Source organism: Gilliamella sp. M0320 (genome assembly GCF_016101635.1).
GTDB classification, from domain to species: Bacteria; Pseudomonadota; Gammaproteobacteria; order Enterobacterales; family Orbaceae; genus Gilliamella; species Gilliamella apis.
This window is the reverse complement of record NZ_JACFQD010000004.1, coordinates 193,673-212,605: the sequence shown is the minus strand read 5'-3', so window position 1 is coordinate 212,605 and position 18,933 is coordinate 193,673. Positions and strand designations below refer to the sequence as shown.

Sequence of the window (18,933 nt, the reverse complement as noted above, 5' to 3'; positions counted from 1 at the left end):
TAAAAACACATTAGTAACTTAAAAAATTAATTATTGATTATTTTTAATTTATTTTGTTTTGGCACGGTTATTGCTGTTATTTATTACATGAAATATATCAAACTGAGGAAAAATTAATGAATGAGTATGAAGAGATTGTAATGCAACTAATTACCAATAGCGGTGATGCAAGAAGTCGCTGCCTAAAAGCAATTAGGGCTGCTCGTAAAGGTAATTTTGAACAAGCCGATAGTTTAATTGAAGAAGTAAAAAAATTTTTAGCGATTGCGCATAAAACACAGACTGAATTAATTCAAAACGAGATTCAGGGTAATCATATTCCAGTTTCGTTACTGATTATTCATGCTCAAGATCACTTAATGAATGCAATTTCAATGCGAGACTTAGCCATTGAAATTATAGAAATATTAAAAGATAAATAATTAAAGGGGTAATTAATATGACTTATAACATTATGCTAGCTTGTATGGGTGGATTCTCTACCAGTATGTTAGTCAAAAAAATGAAAGAGTCTGCGGAAAAGATCGGTATTGATGTCAATATTAATGCAGTAAGCGAAACTGAATTAGATCAATATGATGATCTGGACATTATTATGTTAGGACCGCAAATAGAGTATATCTATGAAAACTTAAAAAAACAGCATGACATTCCAATAGTTGTTATTGATTCTCTAGACTATGGAACGATGAATGGTGAAAAGGTGTTAAAAACTGCCTTAGAAATTTTAGACAATGGAATCAGCTAATAAGAGAGATTTTATTATGATAAATAATAAAGAAACGCTAATGAGTTTTAGAGCAAAATTGCAAAAGGTTATTGGCTCTATTCAATCAAGTTATTCTGTGCAAGCTGTTTCAAGTGGCATGATGATGCTATTACCTGTCATGATGGTAGGCTCGATTGTTGCGGTTTTAAATAGTTTAAATATAGAATCTTATCAGGCAGTATTAGTGGCAACAGGATTGAAATCCGCTTTTAAAGTTGCTTCAGTAGTCACCATGAACGTGATTTCACTCTATGTCGTAGTGGCTATTTCGTATAAGATGGCAGAATTACATAAAAAAGATGGTATTTTAGCTGCATTAATGGGGCTAATGGCTTTCCTTTTTATCACTCCAATGAAAACCAACGGTATTGCAGCCATTGATCTCTTGTATGTTGGTTCAAGAGGAATGATTGTTGCGATGTTAGTAGGATTATTTGCTACACGTTTTTATATTTTCTTACTTAATCGTAAACTAACGATAAAAATGCCTGAGTCAGTACCTGATTTTGTCTCAAAATCTTTTTCCAGTCTTATTCCCGCATTTATTATTGCCGTAGTCTTTGCTCTAATTAATGCGTTAGTTGGTCTTACCGAATTTGATAATGTACATAATTTAATTTATTCCATAATTCAAGTACCGCTTCAAGGCTTAGGTGCAAGTTTAGCAGCAGCGTTATTAATTGTATTTTTAGCGGAATTTTTATGGTTCTTTGGTATTCACGGTTCAATGGCGACTTCGGCTATCTTATATGCCTTATTCTATCCTTTTGATATCGCTAATTTAGAAGCATTTCAAGCAGGTCAGGCATTACCATTTATTGTCACAATGACATTTATTAATGCACAAAAAGGACCGCGTTATTTGGCATTATCTATTTTATTAGTACGCTGTAAGAGCCAACAAATGAAAAGTTTAGGTAAGATTGGCTTTATACCTGGTTGCTTTGGTATTAGTGAGCCTTATAAATTTGGTTTACCTATGGTATTAAATCCAATTCTATTTTTACCGTTGATTTTTGCTGGAACAATTAATGTCGGCTTATCTTATTTTGCTACATTGATTGGTATTATTCCTCGTGTTAATGGTATGCCTCTACCAACGGCTGGAACGCCTGAAATTATTAAAGGATTTATGATTGGTGGTTGGCAAATGGCAATATGGCATGTGGTATTGTTAGTTGTTGCTATGTTAGTTTACTTTCCATTTGTTCGTTACATGGATAAACAAAAACTTAGTATTGAACAAGCGGCAACGGAGAAATAGTAGATGCACAATAATATTATAGTTAATGCAGTTGAACGATTATCATCAAACCGTGTACGTCTAAGTTGGCAATCACCACCAAAGTCGCGTGAGGTAAAAATTTATTTGAGTGATAGTGCTGATATAAAAAATGCAGAAAAAACTATCCTTACCCAAACAACACAATCAAGCATTGATTTAGATATTCTTGATGATAGGCGTTGCTATTTTATCCTTGATATTAATGGTCAAAATTATGTGACTGCTGAACGTGTTCTACCATTGGAAGGTGCAAATAATTTTCGTGATATTGGCGGCTATAGAACTGGTGATGGTAAAACTGTTAGATGGGGTAATCTTTATCGTTCAGATCATTTACATAATTTGACAGATAAGGATATCGCATATTTAAATACGGCAAATTTTCATACTATTATTGATTATCGTAATGAAAAAGAATACAGCAAACAGCCCAATCGCTTGTGGAATAATCAGCTAAATACACTTCGTTTAATTCCCGATGCATCTTCAGCAGAGTTAGCAGCTAAAGCTAGTAATGATCATGAAAAAATACAGGAACTCATTAGTTTAAGCCAAAGCAAAAATGGCAAAATGGTTATTGATGGTTCTGGGCTAATTATGCAAGAACAAAATCGTGATTTTATCCGTAATCCTGAAACCGCCAAAATATATAGAGAACTTGTTGATATTATTTTAGATAGCCGAAACTTAGCGATAGTACAACATTGTCGAGGAGGTAAAGATAGAACCGGTTTCGGTATAGCTATTATATTAGCTATTTTAGGTGTTGATGAACAAACTATATTATTAGATTATGCAATGACAAGTGAATTAAGGTATTCGCGTAATATGCGTAGAATGGAGAAATATAAAAAAGAGACCGATAATGCTGAAATATTAGTTTTTTTGTATTCTATGATGGAAGCGCGTAGCAGTTACCTTGAAGCTGCATTTGATGAAATGCGAATAAGATTTGGTTCAATTACGGGGTATTTAACTAAAGCGTTGAAAATAACAGAAAGTGAAAGAGAAAAAATAAAACAAAATTATTTATATTAAAAAAAATTAACCCAGTATTAAACTGGGTTAATCTAATTTATACTATGTAAATTACATTTTAGTAGTAAATGTACGAGCAATAACGTCACGTTGTTGTTCAGCAGTTAGTGAGTTAAAACGAACTGCATAACCAGAAACACGAATTGTTAATTGTGGGTATTTTTCTGGATGTTGTACTGCATCTTCTAATGTTTCACGACGAAGTACGTTTACATTTAAATGTTGACCACCTTCAACTTTAATTGTTGGTGCTACATCTAATGGAACTTCACGATATTCGAATTGACCAAGTTCCGCAGTTGGGACGATTTGATCTTCTTTGTAAACTGATTTAGCAGCAACACAACGAGCTTCTTTTGTTGAATCATCTAATAACCAGAAAGAGTTAAGTAGTGCAGCATTGTCAGCTTTAGTAATTTGGATACCTGTAATCATTTTTAAATCCTCCTAATGGATCTGGACCTTATTGTCCTAAACTATTTATAAGTAATATAGCACTTTCAAAATTTGATTAAAATCAAAAAAAGCTATTAATCTGATAAGTTTTACCGTTGATTGTGTAGGTTTACCCAATTTTTGCACATAACTTTATATTTATTAATAGGTAATCTTTTATTGTCACTTGCAATTTAAGTGATATTTTGATGATCTTAAACTAAACAAGTTATTTTTATACATCTTTTTATTAGTTGAACACTGATTTACTGTTGAATGAAGAGTACTTTTCTCATCATTGATTATCAGTAGGTTTATTGGTATTTTTAGGTATAATTGATATCATCAATAAATCCAGTGTTGAACTAGATAAAACAATTGTAAAGGTCAAATATGAGTAATCAATTAACATGGAATGATGTTATTGGCTCTGAAAAAGAGAAGCCCTATTTTCAACATATAATGCAGTTTGTGGCAACGCAGCGTGCACAAGGTAAAATTATTTACCCACCCCAGCACGATGTATTTAATGCTTTTCGCTTTACTGCATTTAGTGATATTAAAGTAGTGATCCTAGGGCAGGATCCTTATCATGGCCCAAATCAAGCTCATGGCTTATCTTTTTCTGTATTACCCGGAATCAAACCGCCTCCCTCGTTATTAAATATCTATAAAGAGTTAGCAACTGATATTGAAGGATTCACGATACCTAATCATGGCTATTTAGGCTATTGGGCTACTCAAGGTGTCTTATTACTCAATAACGTATTAACGGTTGAAGCAGGTCAAGCTCACTCTCATGCCAAAATAGGTTGGGAAACCTTTACTGATCATGTTATTGAAGCGATCGATAAGCATTTACAAGGTGTCGTGTTTTTACTTTGGGGCTCTCCGGCGCAAAAAAAAGGTCAATTTATTGATCGTCAAAAACACCATGTGTTAACGGCGGTACACCCATCGCCATTATCGGCTCATCGTGGATTTTTTGGTTGTAAACACTTTTCAAAAGCCAATAATTTTATTTTACAGCATGGTAAAACACCTATCGATTGGCAACCACGATTACCGGAAAAAAGTTAATGAGTAGTAATAAGAAACGCCGTCCTGGTTTACAGGAAATTGCTAATTTAGTTGGGATCAGCAAAATGACAGTAAGTCGCTTTTTGCGAGATCCTAAGCTTGTATCTGAATCACTTCAAGTACAAATATCATCAGCTATTGATAAGCTCGGGTATATTCCTAACAAAGCTCCTGATATGTTATCAAATGCCAAAAGTCATGCTATTGGAGTTGTATTTCCCTCGTTAACTAACCAAGTTTTTGCTGATATTTTAAAAGGTATTGAGATGGTTTCCGATGTGCAAGGTTATCAAACCATGATCACTCACACCGGATATAACGCTGATAAAGAAGAGTTACGAGTCCGTTCTTTGCTGTCTTATAATATTGATGGATTAATTTTGACTGAAAGGATACATAATCCAGCTACCTTAAAGATGATTGAAATTTCAGGTGTCCCAGTAGTGGAAATTATGGACAGCGTGTCGCCTTGCATTGATATGGCGGTTGGATTTGATAATTTTACGGCTACAAAAAATATGATTCATCGCATGATAAATAAAGGACGACGCCACATAGTCTATTTTAGTGCAAGACAAGATCAACGTAGTATCATTCGGCAACAAGGTTATGAAAAAGCCATGCAAGAGGCAGGATTAACGCCTAAAACATTAGCTACTAAAGAAGCCTCATCTTATGATTTAGGGGCGAGATTTTTACACCAGATATTAAAAGAATATCCATGTGTTGATGGTATTTTTAGTACCAATGATGATTTGGCTTTAGGTGTATTACTTGAATGTCAGCGTATTGGTATTGAAATACCTAAACAAATAGCGATTGTTGGTTTTCATGGACATAAAATTGGCCAGTATATGAATCCTAAATTAGCTTCCATTCATACGCCAAGAATTGAAATGGGAAAAATTGCTACGGAATTACTCTTGAAACGTATAAATGGTGAAAATATTGCTGAAAAGGTCATCGATTTACCTGTTGAATATCTTGATGGTGAAAGTTTGTAATTAATTTTAAAATATTTTCTAAAATTTATATCATTATCACATTATTGATTAGGTTGGGATGGATTTCAGGTTTTCATGATTTGATATCTATGCTAAAATCGCCTCTCAGTGGTTATTTACACCTACTAATTAGATCATCAAAGAATAACACTGAGGCCCCCATGAAAATTGTTGAAGTAAAACACCCTCTAGTTCGCCATAAAATTGGCTTAATGCGTGAACACGATATTAGCACAAAAGATTTCCGAAACCTTGCCAGTGAAGTTGGTAGTTTATTAACTTATGAAGCAACCGCTAACTTACCAACAGAAACCGTAACCATTGAAGGTTGGTGTGGCCCTGTGCAAGTAGAACGTATTAAAGGTAAAAAAATTACTGTTGTTCCTATTCTACGTGCTGGTTTAGGTATGATGGATGGCGTATTAGAACACATACCTAGTGCAAGAATCAGTGTTGTTGGTTTTTATCGTAACGAAGAAACACTTGAACCGGTTCCTTATTTCCAAAAACTCACTTCAGATATCGAAGAACGAATGGCGTTAGTTGTTGATCCAATGCTAGCAACCGGTGGTTCAATGGTAGCAACTATTGATCTACTTAAAAAAGCAGGCTGTAAAAATATCAAAGTGTTAGTTTTAGTTGCTGCGCCAGAAGGTATCAAAGTATTAGAACAAGCTCATCCTGATGTTGAACTTTATACGGCATCAATTGATGAACGTCTAAATGATAAAGGCTATATTTTACCTGGGCTAGGTGATGCCGGAGACAAAATATTTGGTACTAAATAAAATCTCAATTTTTAGACCGGTTTATCCGGTTTTTTTATGTCTGCTATTTAATAATTAATTTGCTATTAGCAAAAAGAAGTTTAAGAAGAGAGGAAAACGTGGTTAAAATCAATAATGATGAAATTAAAAAGGATACTTCACCATCAAAACCAGCCTGGCAAGATATTTTTACTGGTGCTCAAATGCTGTTTGTCGCTTTTGGTGCTTTAGTCTTAGTGCCACTGTTAACTGGTTTAAATCCAAATGTAGCATTGTTTACTGCCGGTGTCGGTACATTGTTATTTCAACTTGCAACCAAAAATAAAGTACCGGTATTTTTAGCCTCTTCTTTTGCTTTTATTGCTCCAATTTCTTTTGGTGTAGCTCAATGGGGAATACCGGCAACTTTAGGTGGATTGGTTGCCGCTGGTTTGGTATTTATGTTTTTTGCTTTTCTGGTCAAAATTAATGGTAACAATGTTATCGATCGGATTTTACCACCGGTGGTGACCGGGCCAATTATTATGGTGATTGGTTTATCATTAGCTCCCGTTGCAGTTAATATGGCTATGGGTAAAGATAGTGGACTTCAAGCCGAAAACTATCAACTTATTATTATTTCCATGGCTTCTTTGTTAACCACTTTAATTGTTGCTATCTGGGCAAAAGGCTTTTTTAGATTGGTTCCGATTATTGCCGGTATTGTGGTTGGATATGCTCTTTCATGTGCTTTTGGTATTGTCAATTTTCAACCGGTTATTGATGCCCCATGGTTTAAAGTACCTGATTTCACATTTCCCGAGTTTCAGTGGCAAGCTATTTTATATATGATTCCTATTGTCATTGCTCCAACTATTGAGCATGTGGGGGATATTATGGCAATCGGTGCTGTAACAGGTAAAGATTATACTCGTGAACCTGGTTTACAACGGACATTGTTGGGTGATGGATTGGCTACTACAACAGCAGGATTTTTTGGTGGGCCACCATGTATTACTTATGCTGAAGTTATTGGTGCGGTAACATTAACCCGCAATTTCAAAACACAAGTAATGACATGGGCAGCAATCTGGGCAATCTTAATGTCTTTCATTGGTAAAATAGGGGCATTTTTAAGCTCAATTCCAACTGTCGTAATGGGTGGAATCATGGTGCTGTTATTTGGTTCAATTGCTTCGGTTGGTATTAATATTTTAGTTAAACATAAAGTTGATCTTTCTGTATCACGGAATATGTGTATCGTCTCGTTAGTACTAGTATTTGGTATTGGTGGCATGATCTTCGATTTTGGTTCTTATGCATTACAAGGTATTAGTTTATGTGGGATTTTAGCCATTGTGTTAAATTTAATCTTACCGCAACAAACTAAAACCAATAACTAAGATAAACATTCTCGCCGTTAATTATAAAATCGATTAACGGCTAATCATATTTCCTTTTTTTACTACTCTATAAGATCTCTACGTTTTACTTAATAAATAATTATTTTAGTCAGCAAGTACTAACTTTTATAAAAAATATTAAGAGTACATTGATCAAATTCTAATTTTAAGCGTTAGGATTAACTTAATAACTATTATTTTTGCATAATAAAATAGATTTGATTTACCGTATGTTGTTTACAAACGTAAGTGAGTAATAACTTCCAAATAGTAAAGCTATTTTAAAAAAATTGAGGAAAGGGGTTTTTGAAATATAAAAAACTCACTTATTTCTCAATAAGTGAGTTTGGTTTAATAGTAAGTAACAACCGTTATTTAATTGGACGCATTGTTGGGAATAAAATGACATCACGAATAGTATGACTATTGGTAAATAACATTACAGTTCTGTCAATACCGATCCCTAGGCCTGCAGTTGGTGGTAAACCATGTTCTAATGCAGTAATGTAATCTTCATCATAGAACATTGCTTCGTCATCACCAGCATCTTTTTGTGATACTTGATCGGCAAAACGTTGCGCCTGATCTTCTGCATCATTAAGTTCTGAGAAACCATTACCAATTTCTCGTCCACCGATGAAAAATTCAAAGCGGTCAGTGACAAATGGGTTTTCATCATTACGACGAGCCAGTGGTGATACTTCAGCTGGATATTCGGTGATAAAAGTTGGTTGTATTAAGTTAGCTTCAGCAACTTCTTCGAAAATTTCAGTTACAACTCGACCTAATCCCCAACCTTTTTCTACTTTGATACCCACATCTTTGGCAATTGCACATGCTTTATCAAAATCATCTAAATCGGCATTATTCGTTTCTGGACGATAATGACAAATTGCTTCACGCATCGTCATTTTGATAAATGGTTTTCCAAAATCAAAAGAATGTTCGCCATACTGTACAACTGCATCACCCGTTACTGCGATAGCTAAACGGCGGAATAATGCTTCGGTTAATACAATCAGGTCTTTATAATCGGCATAAGCCATATACATTTCCATCATTGTAAATTCTGGATTATGTCGTGGTGATACCCCTTCATTACGGAAGTTACGATTGATTTCAAATACTCGTTCAAATCCACCAACAACTAAACGTTTTAAGTAAAGTTCTGGCGCAATCCGTAAGTACATATCTAAATCTAGCGCATTATGATGAGTGATAAATGGTTTTGCTGAAGCTCCTCCAGGAATCACTTGCATCATTGGTGTTTCAACTTCCATAAAGTGGTTTTCAAGCATAAAGTTGCGAATTTCAGTCACCACTTTTGAACGAGCAATAAAGGTATCGCGTGATTGTTGATTAGTAATTAAATCAAGATAACGTTGACGATAACGCATTTCTTGATCGGCTAAGCCATGGAACTTATCTGGTAATGGACGTAGTGCTTTTGTTAATAAGCGAATTTCTTGACAATGGATTGAAAGCTCACCAGTTTTGGTTTTGAATAAATAACCTTTAGCACCAACAATATCACCAAGATCCCATTTTTTAAATTGTTCGTTATAGTAATTTTCTGGTAGATCATCACGAGTGACATAAAGTTGGATTTGTCCAGTTACATCTTGTAGTGATACAAATGATGCTTTTCCCATAATACGGCGCATCATCATGCGACCAGCAACAGTAACGATAATTTTATTTTCGATTAGCTCTTCGTTAGTTTTATCATCATACAATTTATGAAGTTCGCTTGAGATTGCGTCACGACGAAAATCGTTTGGGAAAGCAATACCTTGTTCGCGAATTGCAGCTAGCTTTTCACGACGTATTGTAAGCTCGTTGTTTAACTCTTCAATATGGTTTTGTTGCTCTTGCTGTGTTGACATAATATTACCTTTTATTTATCACCAAACAGGGTTATAAACCTGCTTTTAAGCTTTCTTCAATAAATTGATCTAAATCACCGTCTAAAACGGCTTGAGTATTACGGGTTTCGACGCCGGTACGTAAATCTTTAATTCTTGAGTCGTCAAGTACATATGAACGGATTTGACTACCCCAACCAATATCGGATTTATTTTCTTCCATCTGCTGTTTTTCGGCATTCTTTTTCTGCATTTCCAGCTCATAAAGTTTTGCTTTGAGCTGCTTCATCGCTTGATCTTTATTACTATGTTGAGAGCGATTGTTTTGACATTGAGTCACAATCCCTGTTGGCACATGGGTAATACGAACAGCAGATTCGGTTTTATTAACATGCTGACCACCAGCACCAGATGCGCGATAAACATCAATACGTAGATCGGCAGGGTTGATATCAATATCAATATTATCATCAATTTCTGGATAGACAAATACTGATGCAAATGATGTATGACGTCGGTTACCTGAATCAAATGGACTTTTACGAACTAAGCGATGAACGCCAGTTTCGGTACGTAACCAACCATAAGCATAATCACCAGATACCTTAATAGTGGCTGATTTTATGCCGGCTACATCACCATCTGATACTTCCATCACTTCGGTACTAAATCCTTTTGATTCAGCCCAACGGAGATACATTCTAAGTAGCATTTCCGCCCAATCTTGTGCTTCAGTGCCACCAGATCCAGATTGGATATCTAAATAACAATCAGCACTATCATAATCACCTGAGAACATTCGACGGAACTCGAGACTTGCTAGTTTTTTTTCTAATTGTTCTAGTTCTAGACTTGCTTCATCGAAAGTATCTTGATCTTCAGCTTCAACAGCAAGTTCAAGTAAGCCTTCAACATCGTCAAGTCCTTGATCTAATGAATTAATGGTATTGATGATCTCTTCAAGCATTACTCGTTCTTTACCTAATGCTTGTGCTTTTTCTGGAGCTGCCCAAACTTCCGATTGTTCTAATTCAGCATTGACTTCCTCAAGACGTTCTTTCTTGAGATCGTAGTCAAAGATACCCCCGAATCACATCTGTTCGCTCGGTTAATTCGGCTATTTTCGATTTGATAGGATTAATTTCAAACATATTATGCTGTTTTGTTGATTTTTAAGTTTTTTAATTAATCCTACATTGTAACGGATTTAAGTATAACTTAGCAATTACCAATTTGTTCACATCATTGATAATAATGTAAATGAATAATAAATAAAAAATGACGCGTATTGCGTCATTTTATAATGTGATATTTTTAAATGAGCTTATTTTTTCGCTTCTGCGTATAATTCAGCTACTTTATCCCAGTTAATAACATTCCAAAATGCACCGATGTAATCAGCACGACGGTTTTGATATTTTAAATAATAAGCGTGTTCCCAAACGTCAAGCGCTAAAATTGGTGTGCCAGAAACGCCTGAGAATTTTTCACCCATAATTGGGGAATCTTGATTAGCAGTTGAAACCACTTCTAGCTTATCATTTTTCAATACTAACCATGCCCAACCAGAACCAAAACGCGTTGCCGCAGCAGCTGAGAATTTTTCTTTAAATGCATCAACTGAACCAAAGTCTTTTTCAATATCAGCTTTAAGTTCACCTTTAAGTTCAGTTCCAACTCTTAATAATTCCCAGAATAGGGTGTGGTTAACATGACCACCAACATTATTTTTAACACCAGTAACTTTGTCTGCAGGTACTTTGTCTAGATTTTTTAGTAATGTTTCAGGGCAAAAGTCTTTAACTTCGGTAGGTAGAGATTCTAATAATGCATTAGCATTATTTACATAAGTTTGATGATGTTTGTCATGATGAAGATGCATTGTTTCAGTATCGATATAAGGCTCTAAAGCATCATAAGCGTAAGGTAAAGGGGGTAATGTATAAGCCATGAAATTGCTCCTTTCATTTATTAAGTATTTTTAACTTATTTATACCATCGAGTATACGGTCTATCTATATATCCCACAAACTATTGTTTAGATAGCTTATGACTATCTAATTTAATATCATTGCTGTATGATTTTTATACTTCGTTTGGTTGTGTTAAATAAGGTGTATACATCATAATTGCATGATTTTCACTAATGAGTTTTTCCTCTATTTGATTATCGAGCAAATGGGTTTTTCGTTGCCATATCTTATTGTGTCTAGTGTATCCGCCCCACCATTGTTGTTCAATAACGTGATCGGTTTCGAATATTTCATAGTGATAAGATAACGGTGTATTGGCAAGTAGTTCACCATGTAAATATTCATCATCTAACCAAAGATTAAGTCGGTAGGTTGTATTGGTTTTATTGAGTAATTGTAAATCGATATAGTTATAAGCAAGTGTTGCACCACAAGCAAATGGAATAGTACGATTAACATCCGGAAAAACATCAAAACTATGACGCCACCGTTCAATAATGGTTAAATCTGAATGTAATACCATCCAGTAAATCAAATTGCCAAGTTGGCATAAACCACCACCGATATCTTTGCCGACTTGGCCATTATGTAATGAGAGACCTTCTAAAAAGCCGCGTTTCTTAGATGGCCGACCAACTTTTTGCCAAATTGAAAATCGTTGATTGGGCTTAATTATCGAACCGTCGAGCTGTTCAATTGCTAAGCGCAGGTTAGTGATTTTGTTATATTGCAAATACATATCAACATCTTTCAGCTGTCTTAACAATACCGATTGATGTTTTTTATGAGAATAGCAGCAAGTATTATTATTCTTATCAATTACGCTATAGGCGTGACGGTTGCGCCACCAATCTAGTTTACGTTTGAGAATAAAATACTCCTTACCTAATTTTAATCTTAAATTACTGCGTTTTTTAGGTTTATCTACAATAGTCTTTTGCATACAACAACAGCCCTAACCACTGAATTGCTTATTTTTCTATAGTTGATAAATAATTAAGGCTTAATTTATCTAGAAAGCCAAACAGTTTTTGATTCATTTCAGAATAATCATGCGAACGAAGTTGGCTAGGTGTATCAACAAAACGATATTTTGCCGCTTGATTAAGATCACTTTCAGAGTGAGCAATTAGCTGTTCAACAACTTCTGGAGTTAACTCCATATGGCATTGAAAACCATATACTAAAGGACCATAAGCAATGATTTGCCGTGGGCAGCCTTCACTATAAGCAATAATTTGTGCTGCTTGGGTTAAACCAGGCATGTCATTGTGCCAATGGCCGACAGCTAAACTATTGCCAAAATCAGTAAATAAAGGATTATTTTTACCCATTTCAGTTAAGGTAATAGGGAACTTACCGATTTCCTTTTCCGGGCTATGTCCATGTGGGGCACCTAATGCTTCACCAATTAATTGTGAACCAAGACAGACGCCAAGTACGATTTTTTTTGAGTTGATAGCCGATAATATTACTGCTTGTTCCGCTAGTGAGTCAAAATGCGGGCACTCTTGTTTGGTTGTTGCTGGTGATTGTGGGCCACCCATAATAATCAACATATCAATATTATCGACATTGTTGGGAAGAGATTCACCAAGATAAACACGAGAATAACTAATGGTATAATGATGTTCTTTAGCCCATTGCTCATAAGCTCCAGGAGCTTCGAAATCTTCATGAATAATAAAATGCAAATGCATTGGTAAATCTCCTTTAACCTAACTATTATCGTTCAGAGTACTCAATTGCTATTAGATATGAATATGGAAAATTAAGCGCAATAATTATTATGAATCTTTTATTAAGAAAGACAATAGCAAAGATATTAGTAGGCGATGAACGAATGAGTTATAGAACAGAGAATAATAGGCATAAAAAAATCTGCTTGAGCAGATTTCAACTTTCGGAAAGTTGGCTCCTCCAACAGGACTTGAACCTGTGACATACGGATTAACAGTCCGCCGTTCTACCGACTGAACTATGGAGGAACCGAAATGTAGCGCGCATATTATATATTTAATGACGCTATGTCAATAGTTAAATTGTTTAAAATGCGTTTTTTGTACCAGATTATCTCGATTATTATGCTTCAAATATTTGGATTGTCTTGAATAATGTCTTTTGTCTGAGTAGTTGTTGTGGATGTGATCCTAGTTCTCCTTCAGGGATCGTTTGATTTAATGCTTGATAATATTTGATCCAATAAGGCAGAATTTGGCCTGTGGCTAAATCGCTAAAGTTCATAGGATAACGTTGAAAATAATCTTCACCAGATGGGTACTTGAAGGCATAAGTAATCAGTTCACTACAGTAAAACCCTTTATCATCTTCGCGAAAACTATGGTTATAAGGCAATCCTAGACAGGTTTGTACTCGCATTAATGCGTTTTTAATGACGGAATCATTAAAAATGGTTGCGACTAAATTATATTGAGCGCTAGCTAAAAAGTTGTTAAGGGGCTGTTGGATTACCCCATGTTTTTGAGTTGCTTCAATGACGATATTATTGCCAATATATAAACCAACATGGCTTATCTGATTGATTATCTCATCCGAGCTAAGCTGTGAACCAGAATGCGTAATCGCTTTATTAAATTCGCTTTCTTCATGCTGGGATTGAAAAATAATATCGCCAGATTGCATTTTTATTGATGTTTTTTCGCGTGATGACGCCATAATGAAAACATGACACAAGTTGCGATGATAAATTTAAGTGCATCAACACCAACAAAAGGTAAATAACCTACTTGTATCGCTTCGCTAAGGGAAATATGTAAATACCCCATTAAATAGACCACACCAAAGACAAATAATAATTGGTGAGCACAAGCAAAGGCAACTAAGCCTAACAGAAAACGACGATCGTAACCTTTTTCTGCTGCATATCCAGCTAAATAAGCACTAAATACATAACCATATAAATAACCAGCAGAAGGAGATGCAAGCGCCATAATGCCACCGCTACCATTGGCGAATAGTGGTAATCCTAATGCACCTAAAAATAAGTATTGAAGAATTGCTAGAGCACCTAATTTACGCCCCAAACAAGCTCCGATCAGAAGCACGCCTAATGATTGTAGACTGAATGGTACCGGATAGGTTGGAATACTGATATTTGCGGCAACACCTAGCAGCAATGCGGCACAAGTTACTGCGCACAACTTACGTTGCCAAGAGGATAAGTTAAACAGTGTATTAATATAAGTTGGATAGTACGATGTTAATTGTTGTTTCATTATTTTCTACCATTAAAAGCTAAATAGTAGTGCCATAATAATACAAAAACAAAGTATGTAAACTATTTTTTTATAAAATAGTTTACATTTGTTGGGGGAATTTTGTTTTAAACTAAATTTGTTTTAAACTAAAAAAGGATTTGTCATTCGTTCATTGCCAAAGCTCGACATCGGACCATGGCCGGGAACAAAGATAAAATCATCACCAAGCGGAAATAGTTTATTTGTGATAGAGGAAATTAAATCAGTATGATTTCCTCGAGGAAAGTCGGTTCGCCCAATACTGCTTTTGAATAATACGTCACCAACAAAAGCAATTTTATCTTTAGCATTAATAAATACGATATGACCGGGAGTGTGGCCGGGACAGAATAGAATATCTAAAGTGATATTGCCGACTTTCACTTGTTCACCTTCCTTTAACCAACGATCGGGTAAAAAGCTGTCAATATATGGAAACCCGAATTGTATGCATTGTTGTGGTAAGTTTGACAATAAAAATTCATCTTCTTGGCTAGGACCAAGGATCTCAACATTATAATGTTTCGCTAATTCAATCGCTGCGCCAACATGATCTAAATGGCCATGAGTTAGGAGTATTTGTTTGATGTTAACACCAAGCTTTTCAACCGCTTTTTTAAGTAGTTCTGCTTCGCCACCCGGATCGATAAATGCGGCTTCCTTTGTTTCATCACACCAAATAATGCTACAGTTTTCCTGAAAATGGGTAACTGGAATGATTTGATACTGAAACATAGTGTTTTCTCCTTGTTGCTTAGTGCCGAGACGTTAAATTTTGCCCATCTTCTTTGTTTAATTGCGCAAAGATTATGCTTGATAGCATAGTTACGATGCCTAGTATAACAAAGGTTAATTGAAATGCGTGAATAGTAGTTGTTGAATTGCTGAATAATCTTACTAATACCGCACCAAAACCAGTACCAAAGCTAATGGCTAATTGCTGATTAACCGCCATTAAACTATTACCACTGCTGGTGCTTTCACCTTGTAAATTAGCTAATGTTATACTATTCATTGAGGTAAATTGCATTGAATTGATTCCGCCAATGCAAAATAGCAAAATGCCTAATATTACTAATGGTGTCGCTAAGTTTATTAATGACATTAAAAGAATCAAAATTCCAGCTAAGATGGTATTAGCAACCAATACAAAACGGTAACCTAAACGAGCAAGAATCCGCGTAATAAAAAATCTGGTACAAATTGAAGCAATAGCCATGGGGACTAACATCATGCCAGCAAAAATTGCTGAATAACCAAAGCCAACTTGTAGAAATAGTGGAATAAGGAAAGGCACGCCAGAAATGCCCAATCGACAGACTAAATTACCGATAATACCAATTTTAAACGTCCGGATATTAAATAATGATAGTGGAAATAGTGGCCCAGATTTTTTTTGCGCATAGGTTCGATAAATAAATAAAAAAATCAGACTGATGATGGCAAGCGTTATTGGTAAATAATATTGTTGACCTTGATTTAAACATTCGACACTAAGGGTGGCACTGATAAAAGTAATAACGATAAAAAGAAAACCAAAGAAATCAAAAGGCATATGTTTGCCTTTAATGTTAGGCATATACTTTAAGCTAATAAATACCCCTAAAATCCCAATTGGCAAGTTAATCAAAAATACCCAATGCCAACTCACCATATCGACTAGATAACCGCCTAAAACTGGCCCTAGTACTGGTCCGATTAATCCTGGAATTGTTGCGGTATTTAATGCCGCTAAAAACTCGTTACGTTTAAATGCTTTAATCAAAACTAAGCGAGAAACCGGTACCATCATTGAACCACCAATACCTTGGATTACCCTAGATATATCTAAGAATATTAGGGAATTGGATAAAGCACACAGTAGTGATCCTAATGTAAAAAGCGATACGGCCATAACGAAGATGTTTTTAGTACCAAATTTATCAGATAAATAGCCACTTACCGGGATAAACAGCGCCAAAGTTAACGCATAACAGATTACCGCTGATTGCATATTTAATGGTGATTCATTGAGATCTTTAGCCATAGTTGGCAAAGCAGTATTTAGAATTGAGGTATCGAGTGATTGCATAAAAAAAGCAAATGCAGCAATCCAAGGTAATATACGATAGACAAAAGGTGGTAACTGTAGTTCGCTATTCATTTGTTCAGCCTAAAATTGATTGATATGCTGGAAGCAGAGGAGTTTTATTAACCCTAAGATTATACTCTCTTACTCATCGGGTATGATTGAGTAAGAGAGCTAATGAATGCTATTTTACAATATGCTCTGTTAATTGCTGGATTTTTTCTTATTTTTAACGGGTTTTCCTTGCCAATAACCAGCCAATAGTGAGCCAGAAATATTGTGCCAAACAGAAAAGACCGCAGCAGGTAGTGCCGATAATGCTGAAAAGTAGGTTGTACCTAATGTTGCAGCTAATGCTGAGTTTTGCATGCCTACTTCTAAAGACATAGTTCGACAAGTGGACTCGTCAAAACCAAATAAACGACCGCCCCAATAGCCACCTAGTAAACCAACACCATTATGAATAATAACGGCAAAGATAACGGTTATACCTACTTGAGTAATGAGAGCATGGCTACCGGCAACAACAATACAAATAATTAATAAAATACAAAGCATTGACAACAGTGGTAAGAATCGTTCACATTTTCTTACCACAGGATATAAAAAATGGTGGACAATTAAACCTAAAATAATAGGGACGAGCACAATTTGGACAATATGTACCAACATATCCCAAACCGGAACTTCAACGGTAGTACCAACTAACAATAATGTCAGTAATGGGGTGACTACAACGCCAACCAGTGTTGATACCGATGAAATAGTAACTGATAATGCTACATCACCTTTAGCTAGATAAATCATTACATTAGAGGCGGTACCACTAGCAACGCTCCCTACAAGAACCATGCCGACTAATAGCTCTGGCCGCATAGTGAATAATTTAGATAAGATTAACGCAGTCACTGGCATTACAATATAATGCAGTAAAGTACAAATTATGACTGCTTTCGGTTTGGTGACGACGCGTTTAAAATCATCAATACTTAACGTTACCCCCATGGTAAACATGACAAACATTAATAATTGTGATGTATGTGGTCGCACAGGTAGGAAGGTATCAGGTGAAAAATAGGCAGCTAGTGCACAAAGAATTGCCCATAATGGAAATAATCGAGTTAATGAAATAATGGATTGTACAAAAAGTTGACTATAGCGCTGCGACATAAAATATCACCTTTTGTTGATAAATCATTAATAATTAAATGGTTATCTTTTAAACGGATTTGTAATTTCCATTCTATTAATTCTACTAAATAGCGTCAAGGTATTTGTTAAGATAGTGTTAATTATTTGTGAAGGCGGTTCTGTTCGCAATTGACTAAGAATATTAAAGATATCGACAATGTTTTCGGGACGATTTATTTGTCCTTGGCGACCGCTTAACGGCATATCAGGTGCATCAGTTTCCAACACTAAACTTTCCAGCGGTATTTTTGCAATGGTTTGGCGAGTTTTATTGGCTCTGGTATAACTTATTACCCCACCAACACCAATATAATAGCCTAATTTAATAAATTGCAATGCCTGTTGATAACTACCTGAAAAGCCATGGATCACCCCTCGACATGGCAAATTAGCTTGATGTAATTCATGATAGATAATGTCGTGTGTTTTGCGTGAATGGATTAAAACGGGTAGATCATAGCGCTTGGCTAATACTAATTGAGCTCGAAAAAAATCTAGTTGCTGTTGCCAATCAACAGATTGGTCATAACGGTCTAAGCCAATTTCACCAATGGCAACTAATTTTGTTGGGTGAGTACTAACTATATCTGATAGTTGTTCAAGATCAGCCGATGAGTGTTGATAGATAGGGTGTAAACCGAGTGCTGCATAAAGTTCACTATATTGCTCAGTGAGTTGTAATATTTGATTAAAATGTGCTGCTGATACAGCAGGAATAATTAAGCTATTAATTTTAGCTTGGCGAATATTATTGATTGAATTATCGAGATCGGTAACAAAAGCAGGAAAATTGAAATGGCAATGCGTATCGATAAACAT

The 18,933-nt window shown here is 35.4% G+C and carries 20 protein-coding genes and 1 tRNA gene; 8 read left to right on the top strand and 13 right to left on the bottom strand.

Features of this window, described 5'->3' with window-relative positions; genetic code table 11:
* Positions 1–116 precede the first annotated feature (116 nt).
* From H3T83_RS07030 to H3T83_RS07015, 4 genes are read left to right on the top strand one after another with little or no spacing between them, the layout of a single operon-like run.
* A complete protein-coding gene (locus tag H3T83_RS07030; RefSeq protein ID WP_034902898.1) occupies positions 117–422 on the top strand; it encodes a PTS lactose/cellobiose transporter subunit IIA in 306 nt (101 codons plus the stop codon).
* Between the two features lie 17 nt (positions 423–439).
* Complete coding sequence (locus tag H3T83_RS07025; RefSeq protein WP_034902901.1) at positions 440–748, top strand: PTS sugar transporter subunit IIB; 309 nt, start codon at positions 440–442, stop codon at positions 746–748.
* A gap of 16 nt (positions 749–764) precedes the next feature.
* On the top strand, positions 765–2,033 hold the full coding sequence (locus tag H3T83_RS07020) for a PTS sugar transporter subunit IIC (protein WP_165755069.1): 1,269 nt from the start codon (positions 765–767) through the stop codon (positions 2,031–2,033).
* Between the two features lie 3 nt (positions 2,034–2,036).
* On the top strand, positions 2,037–3,092 hold the full coding sequence (locus H3T83_RS07015; RefSeq protein WP_198215410.1) for a tyrosine-protein phosphatase: 1,056 nt from the start codon (positions 2,037–2,039) through the stop codon (positions 3,090–3,092).
* A gap of 51 nt (positions 3,093–3,143) precedes the next feature.
* Here the strand turns inward: H3T83_RS07015 and grcA are convergent, their stop codons facing one another.
* Positions 3,144–3,527, bottom strand: coding sequence for an autonomous glycyl radical cofactor GrcA (grcA, locus tag H3T83_RS07010; RefSeq protein ID WP_198215409.1), 384 nt, complete (start codon positions 3,525–3,527; stop codon positions 3,144–3,146).
* A gap of 393 nt (positions 3,528–3,920) precedes the next feature.
* Between grcA and ung the strand changes: the two genes are divergently transcribed.
* The 4 genes from ung to H3T83_RS06990 all read left to right on the top strand — a co-directional run bounded on the left by ung (position 3,921) and on the right by H3T83_RS06990 (position 7,760).
* The gene (gene ung / locus H3T83_RS07005; protein ID WP_065577924.1) at positions 3,921–4,607 is read left to right on the top strand and encodes a uracil-DNA glycosylase; all 687 of its coding nucleotides are present in this window, start codon (positions 3,921–3,923) and stop codon (positions 4,605–4,607) included.
* Positions 4,607–5,611, top strand: a complete 1,005-nt coding sequence (gntR, locus tag H3T83_RS07000; protein WP_198215408.1) for a gluconate operon transcriptional repressor GntR — start codon at positions 4,607–4,609, stop codon at positions 5,609–5,611. The genes ung and gntR overlap by 1 nt, the downstream gene beginning before the upstream one ends.
* 161 nt (positions 5,612–5,772) lie before the next feature.
* Entirely contained in the window at positions 5,773–6,399 is a 627-nt protein-coding gene (gene upp / locus H3T83_RS06995; RefSeq protein WP_034902911.1) for a uracil phosphoribosyltransferase, read from the top strand.
* A gap of 122 nt (positions 6,400–6,521) precedes the next feature.
* The gene (locus H3T83_RS06990; RefSeq protein WP_370528019.1) at positions 6,522–7,760 is read left to right on the top strand and encodes a uracil-xanthine permease family protein; all 1,239 of its coding nucleotides are present in this window, start codon (positions 6,522–6,524) and stop codon (positions 7,758–7,760) included.
* Positions 7,761–8,131: 371 nt separating this feature from the next.
* On the opposite strand, the gene lysS is transcribed toward H3T83_RS06990, so the two are convergent.
* The 12 genes from lysS to H3T83_RS06930 form a co-directional block, all read right to left on the bottom strand.
* Positions 8,132–9,646: a lysine--tRNA ligase gene (gene lysS, locus H3T83_RS06985; protein WP_034902917.1), complete on the bottom strand. Its 1,515-nt coding sequence runs from the start codon at positions 9,644–9,646 to the stop codon at positions 8,132–8,134.
* Positions 9,647–9,677: 31 nt separating this feature from the next.
* Positions 9,678–10,776, bottom strand: a protein-coding gene (prfB, locus tag H3T83_RS06980) for a peptide chain release factor 2 (RefSeq protein WP_110452940.1) whose coding sequence is annotated in 2 segments (ribosomal slippage) — positions 9,678–10,700 and positions 10,702–10,776 — 1,098 coding nt in all. Because the reading frame shifts where the segments join, the coding sequence is not laid out codon by codon here.
* Positions 10,777–10,949: 173 nt separating this feature from the next.
* Positions 10,950–11,576 carry a Fe-Mn family superoxide dismutase gene (locus H3T83_RS06975; RefSeq protein ID WP_198215406.1) on the bottom strand — a complete coding sequence of 209 codons (627 nt, stop codon included), beginning with the start codon at positions 11,574–11,576 and terminating at the stop codon, positions 10,950–10,952.
* Positions 11,577–11,710: 134 nt separating this feature from the next.
* Positions 11,711–12,541 (bottom strand): VanW family protein, encoded by an 831-nt coding sequence (locus H3T83_RS06970; protein WP_034902926.1) that lies wholly within the window; start codon positions 12,539–12,541, stop codon positions 11,711–11,713.
* 28 nt (positions 12,542–12,569) lie between these two features.
* A complete protein-coding gene (locus H3T83_RS06965) occupies positions 12,570–13,298 on the bottom strand; it encodes a type 1 glutamine amidotransferase (protein WP_198215405.1) in 729 nt (242 codons plus the stop codon).
* Positions 13,299–13,510: 212 nt separating this feature from the next.
* Positions 13,511–13,586, bottom strand: a tRNA-Asn gene (locus tag H3T83_RS06960).
* 94 nt (positions 13,587–13,680) lie between these two features.
* On the bottom strand, positions 13,681–14,274 hold the full coding sequence (locus H3T83_RS06955; protein WP_110452943.1) for a YiiX/YebB-like N1pC/P60 family cysteine hydrolase: 594 nt from the start codon (positions 14,272–14,274) through the stop codon (positions 13,681–13,683).
* A complete protein-coding gene (locus H3T83_RS06950) occupies positions 14,244–14,834 on the bottom strand; it encodes a biotin transporter BioY (RefSeq protein ID WP_034901530.1) in 591 nt (196 codons plus the stop codon). The genes H3T83_RS06955 and H3T83_RS06950 overlap by 31 nt, the downstream gene beginning before the upstream one ends.
* Before the next feature lie 123 nt (positions 14,835–14,957).
* On the bottom strand, positions 14,958–15,590 hold the full coding sequence (locus H3T83_RS06945) for an MBL fold metallo-hydrolase (protein ID WP_110452944.1): 633 nt from the start codon (positions 15,588–15,590) through the stop codon (positions 14,958–14,960).
* A 19-nt stretch (positions 15,591–15,609) separates the two neighbouring features.
* Positions 15,610–16,998: an MFS transporter gene (locus tag H3T83_RS06940; protein ID WP_110452945.1), complete on the bottom strand. Its 1,389-nt coding sequence runs from the start codon at positions 16,996–16,998 to the stop codon at positions 15,610–15,612.
* A gap of 129 nt (positions 16,999–17,127) precedes the next feature.
* Entirely contained in the window at positions 17,128–18,093 is a 966-nt protein-coding gene (locus H3T83_RS06935; protein WP_110452946.1) for a bile acid:sodium symporter family protein, read from the bottom strand.
* A 42-nt stretch (positions 18,094–18,135) separates the two neighbouring features.
* Positions 18,136–18,933, bottom strand: coding sequence for a TatD family hydrolase (locus H3T83_RS06930; RefSeq protein WP_034901527.1), 798 nt, complete (start codon positions 18,931–18,933; stop codon positions 18,136–18,138).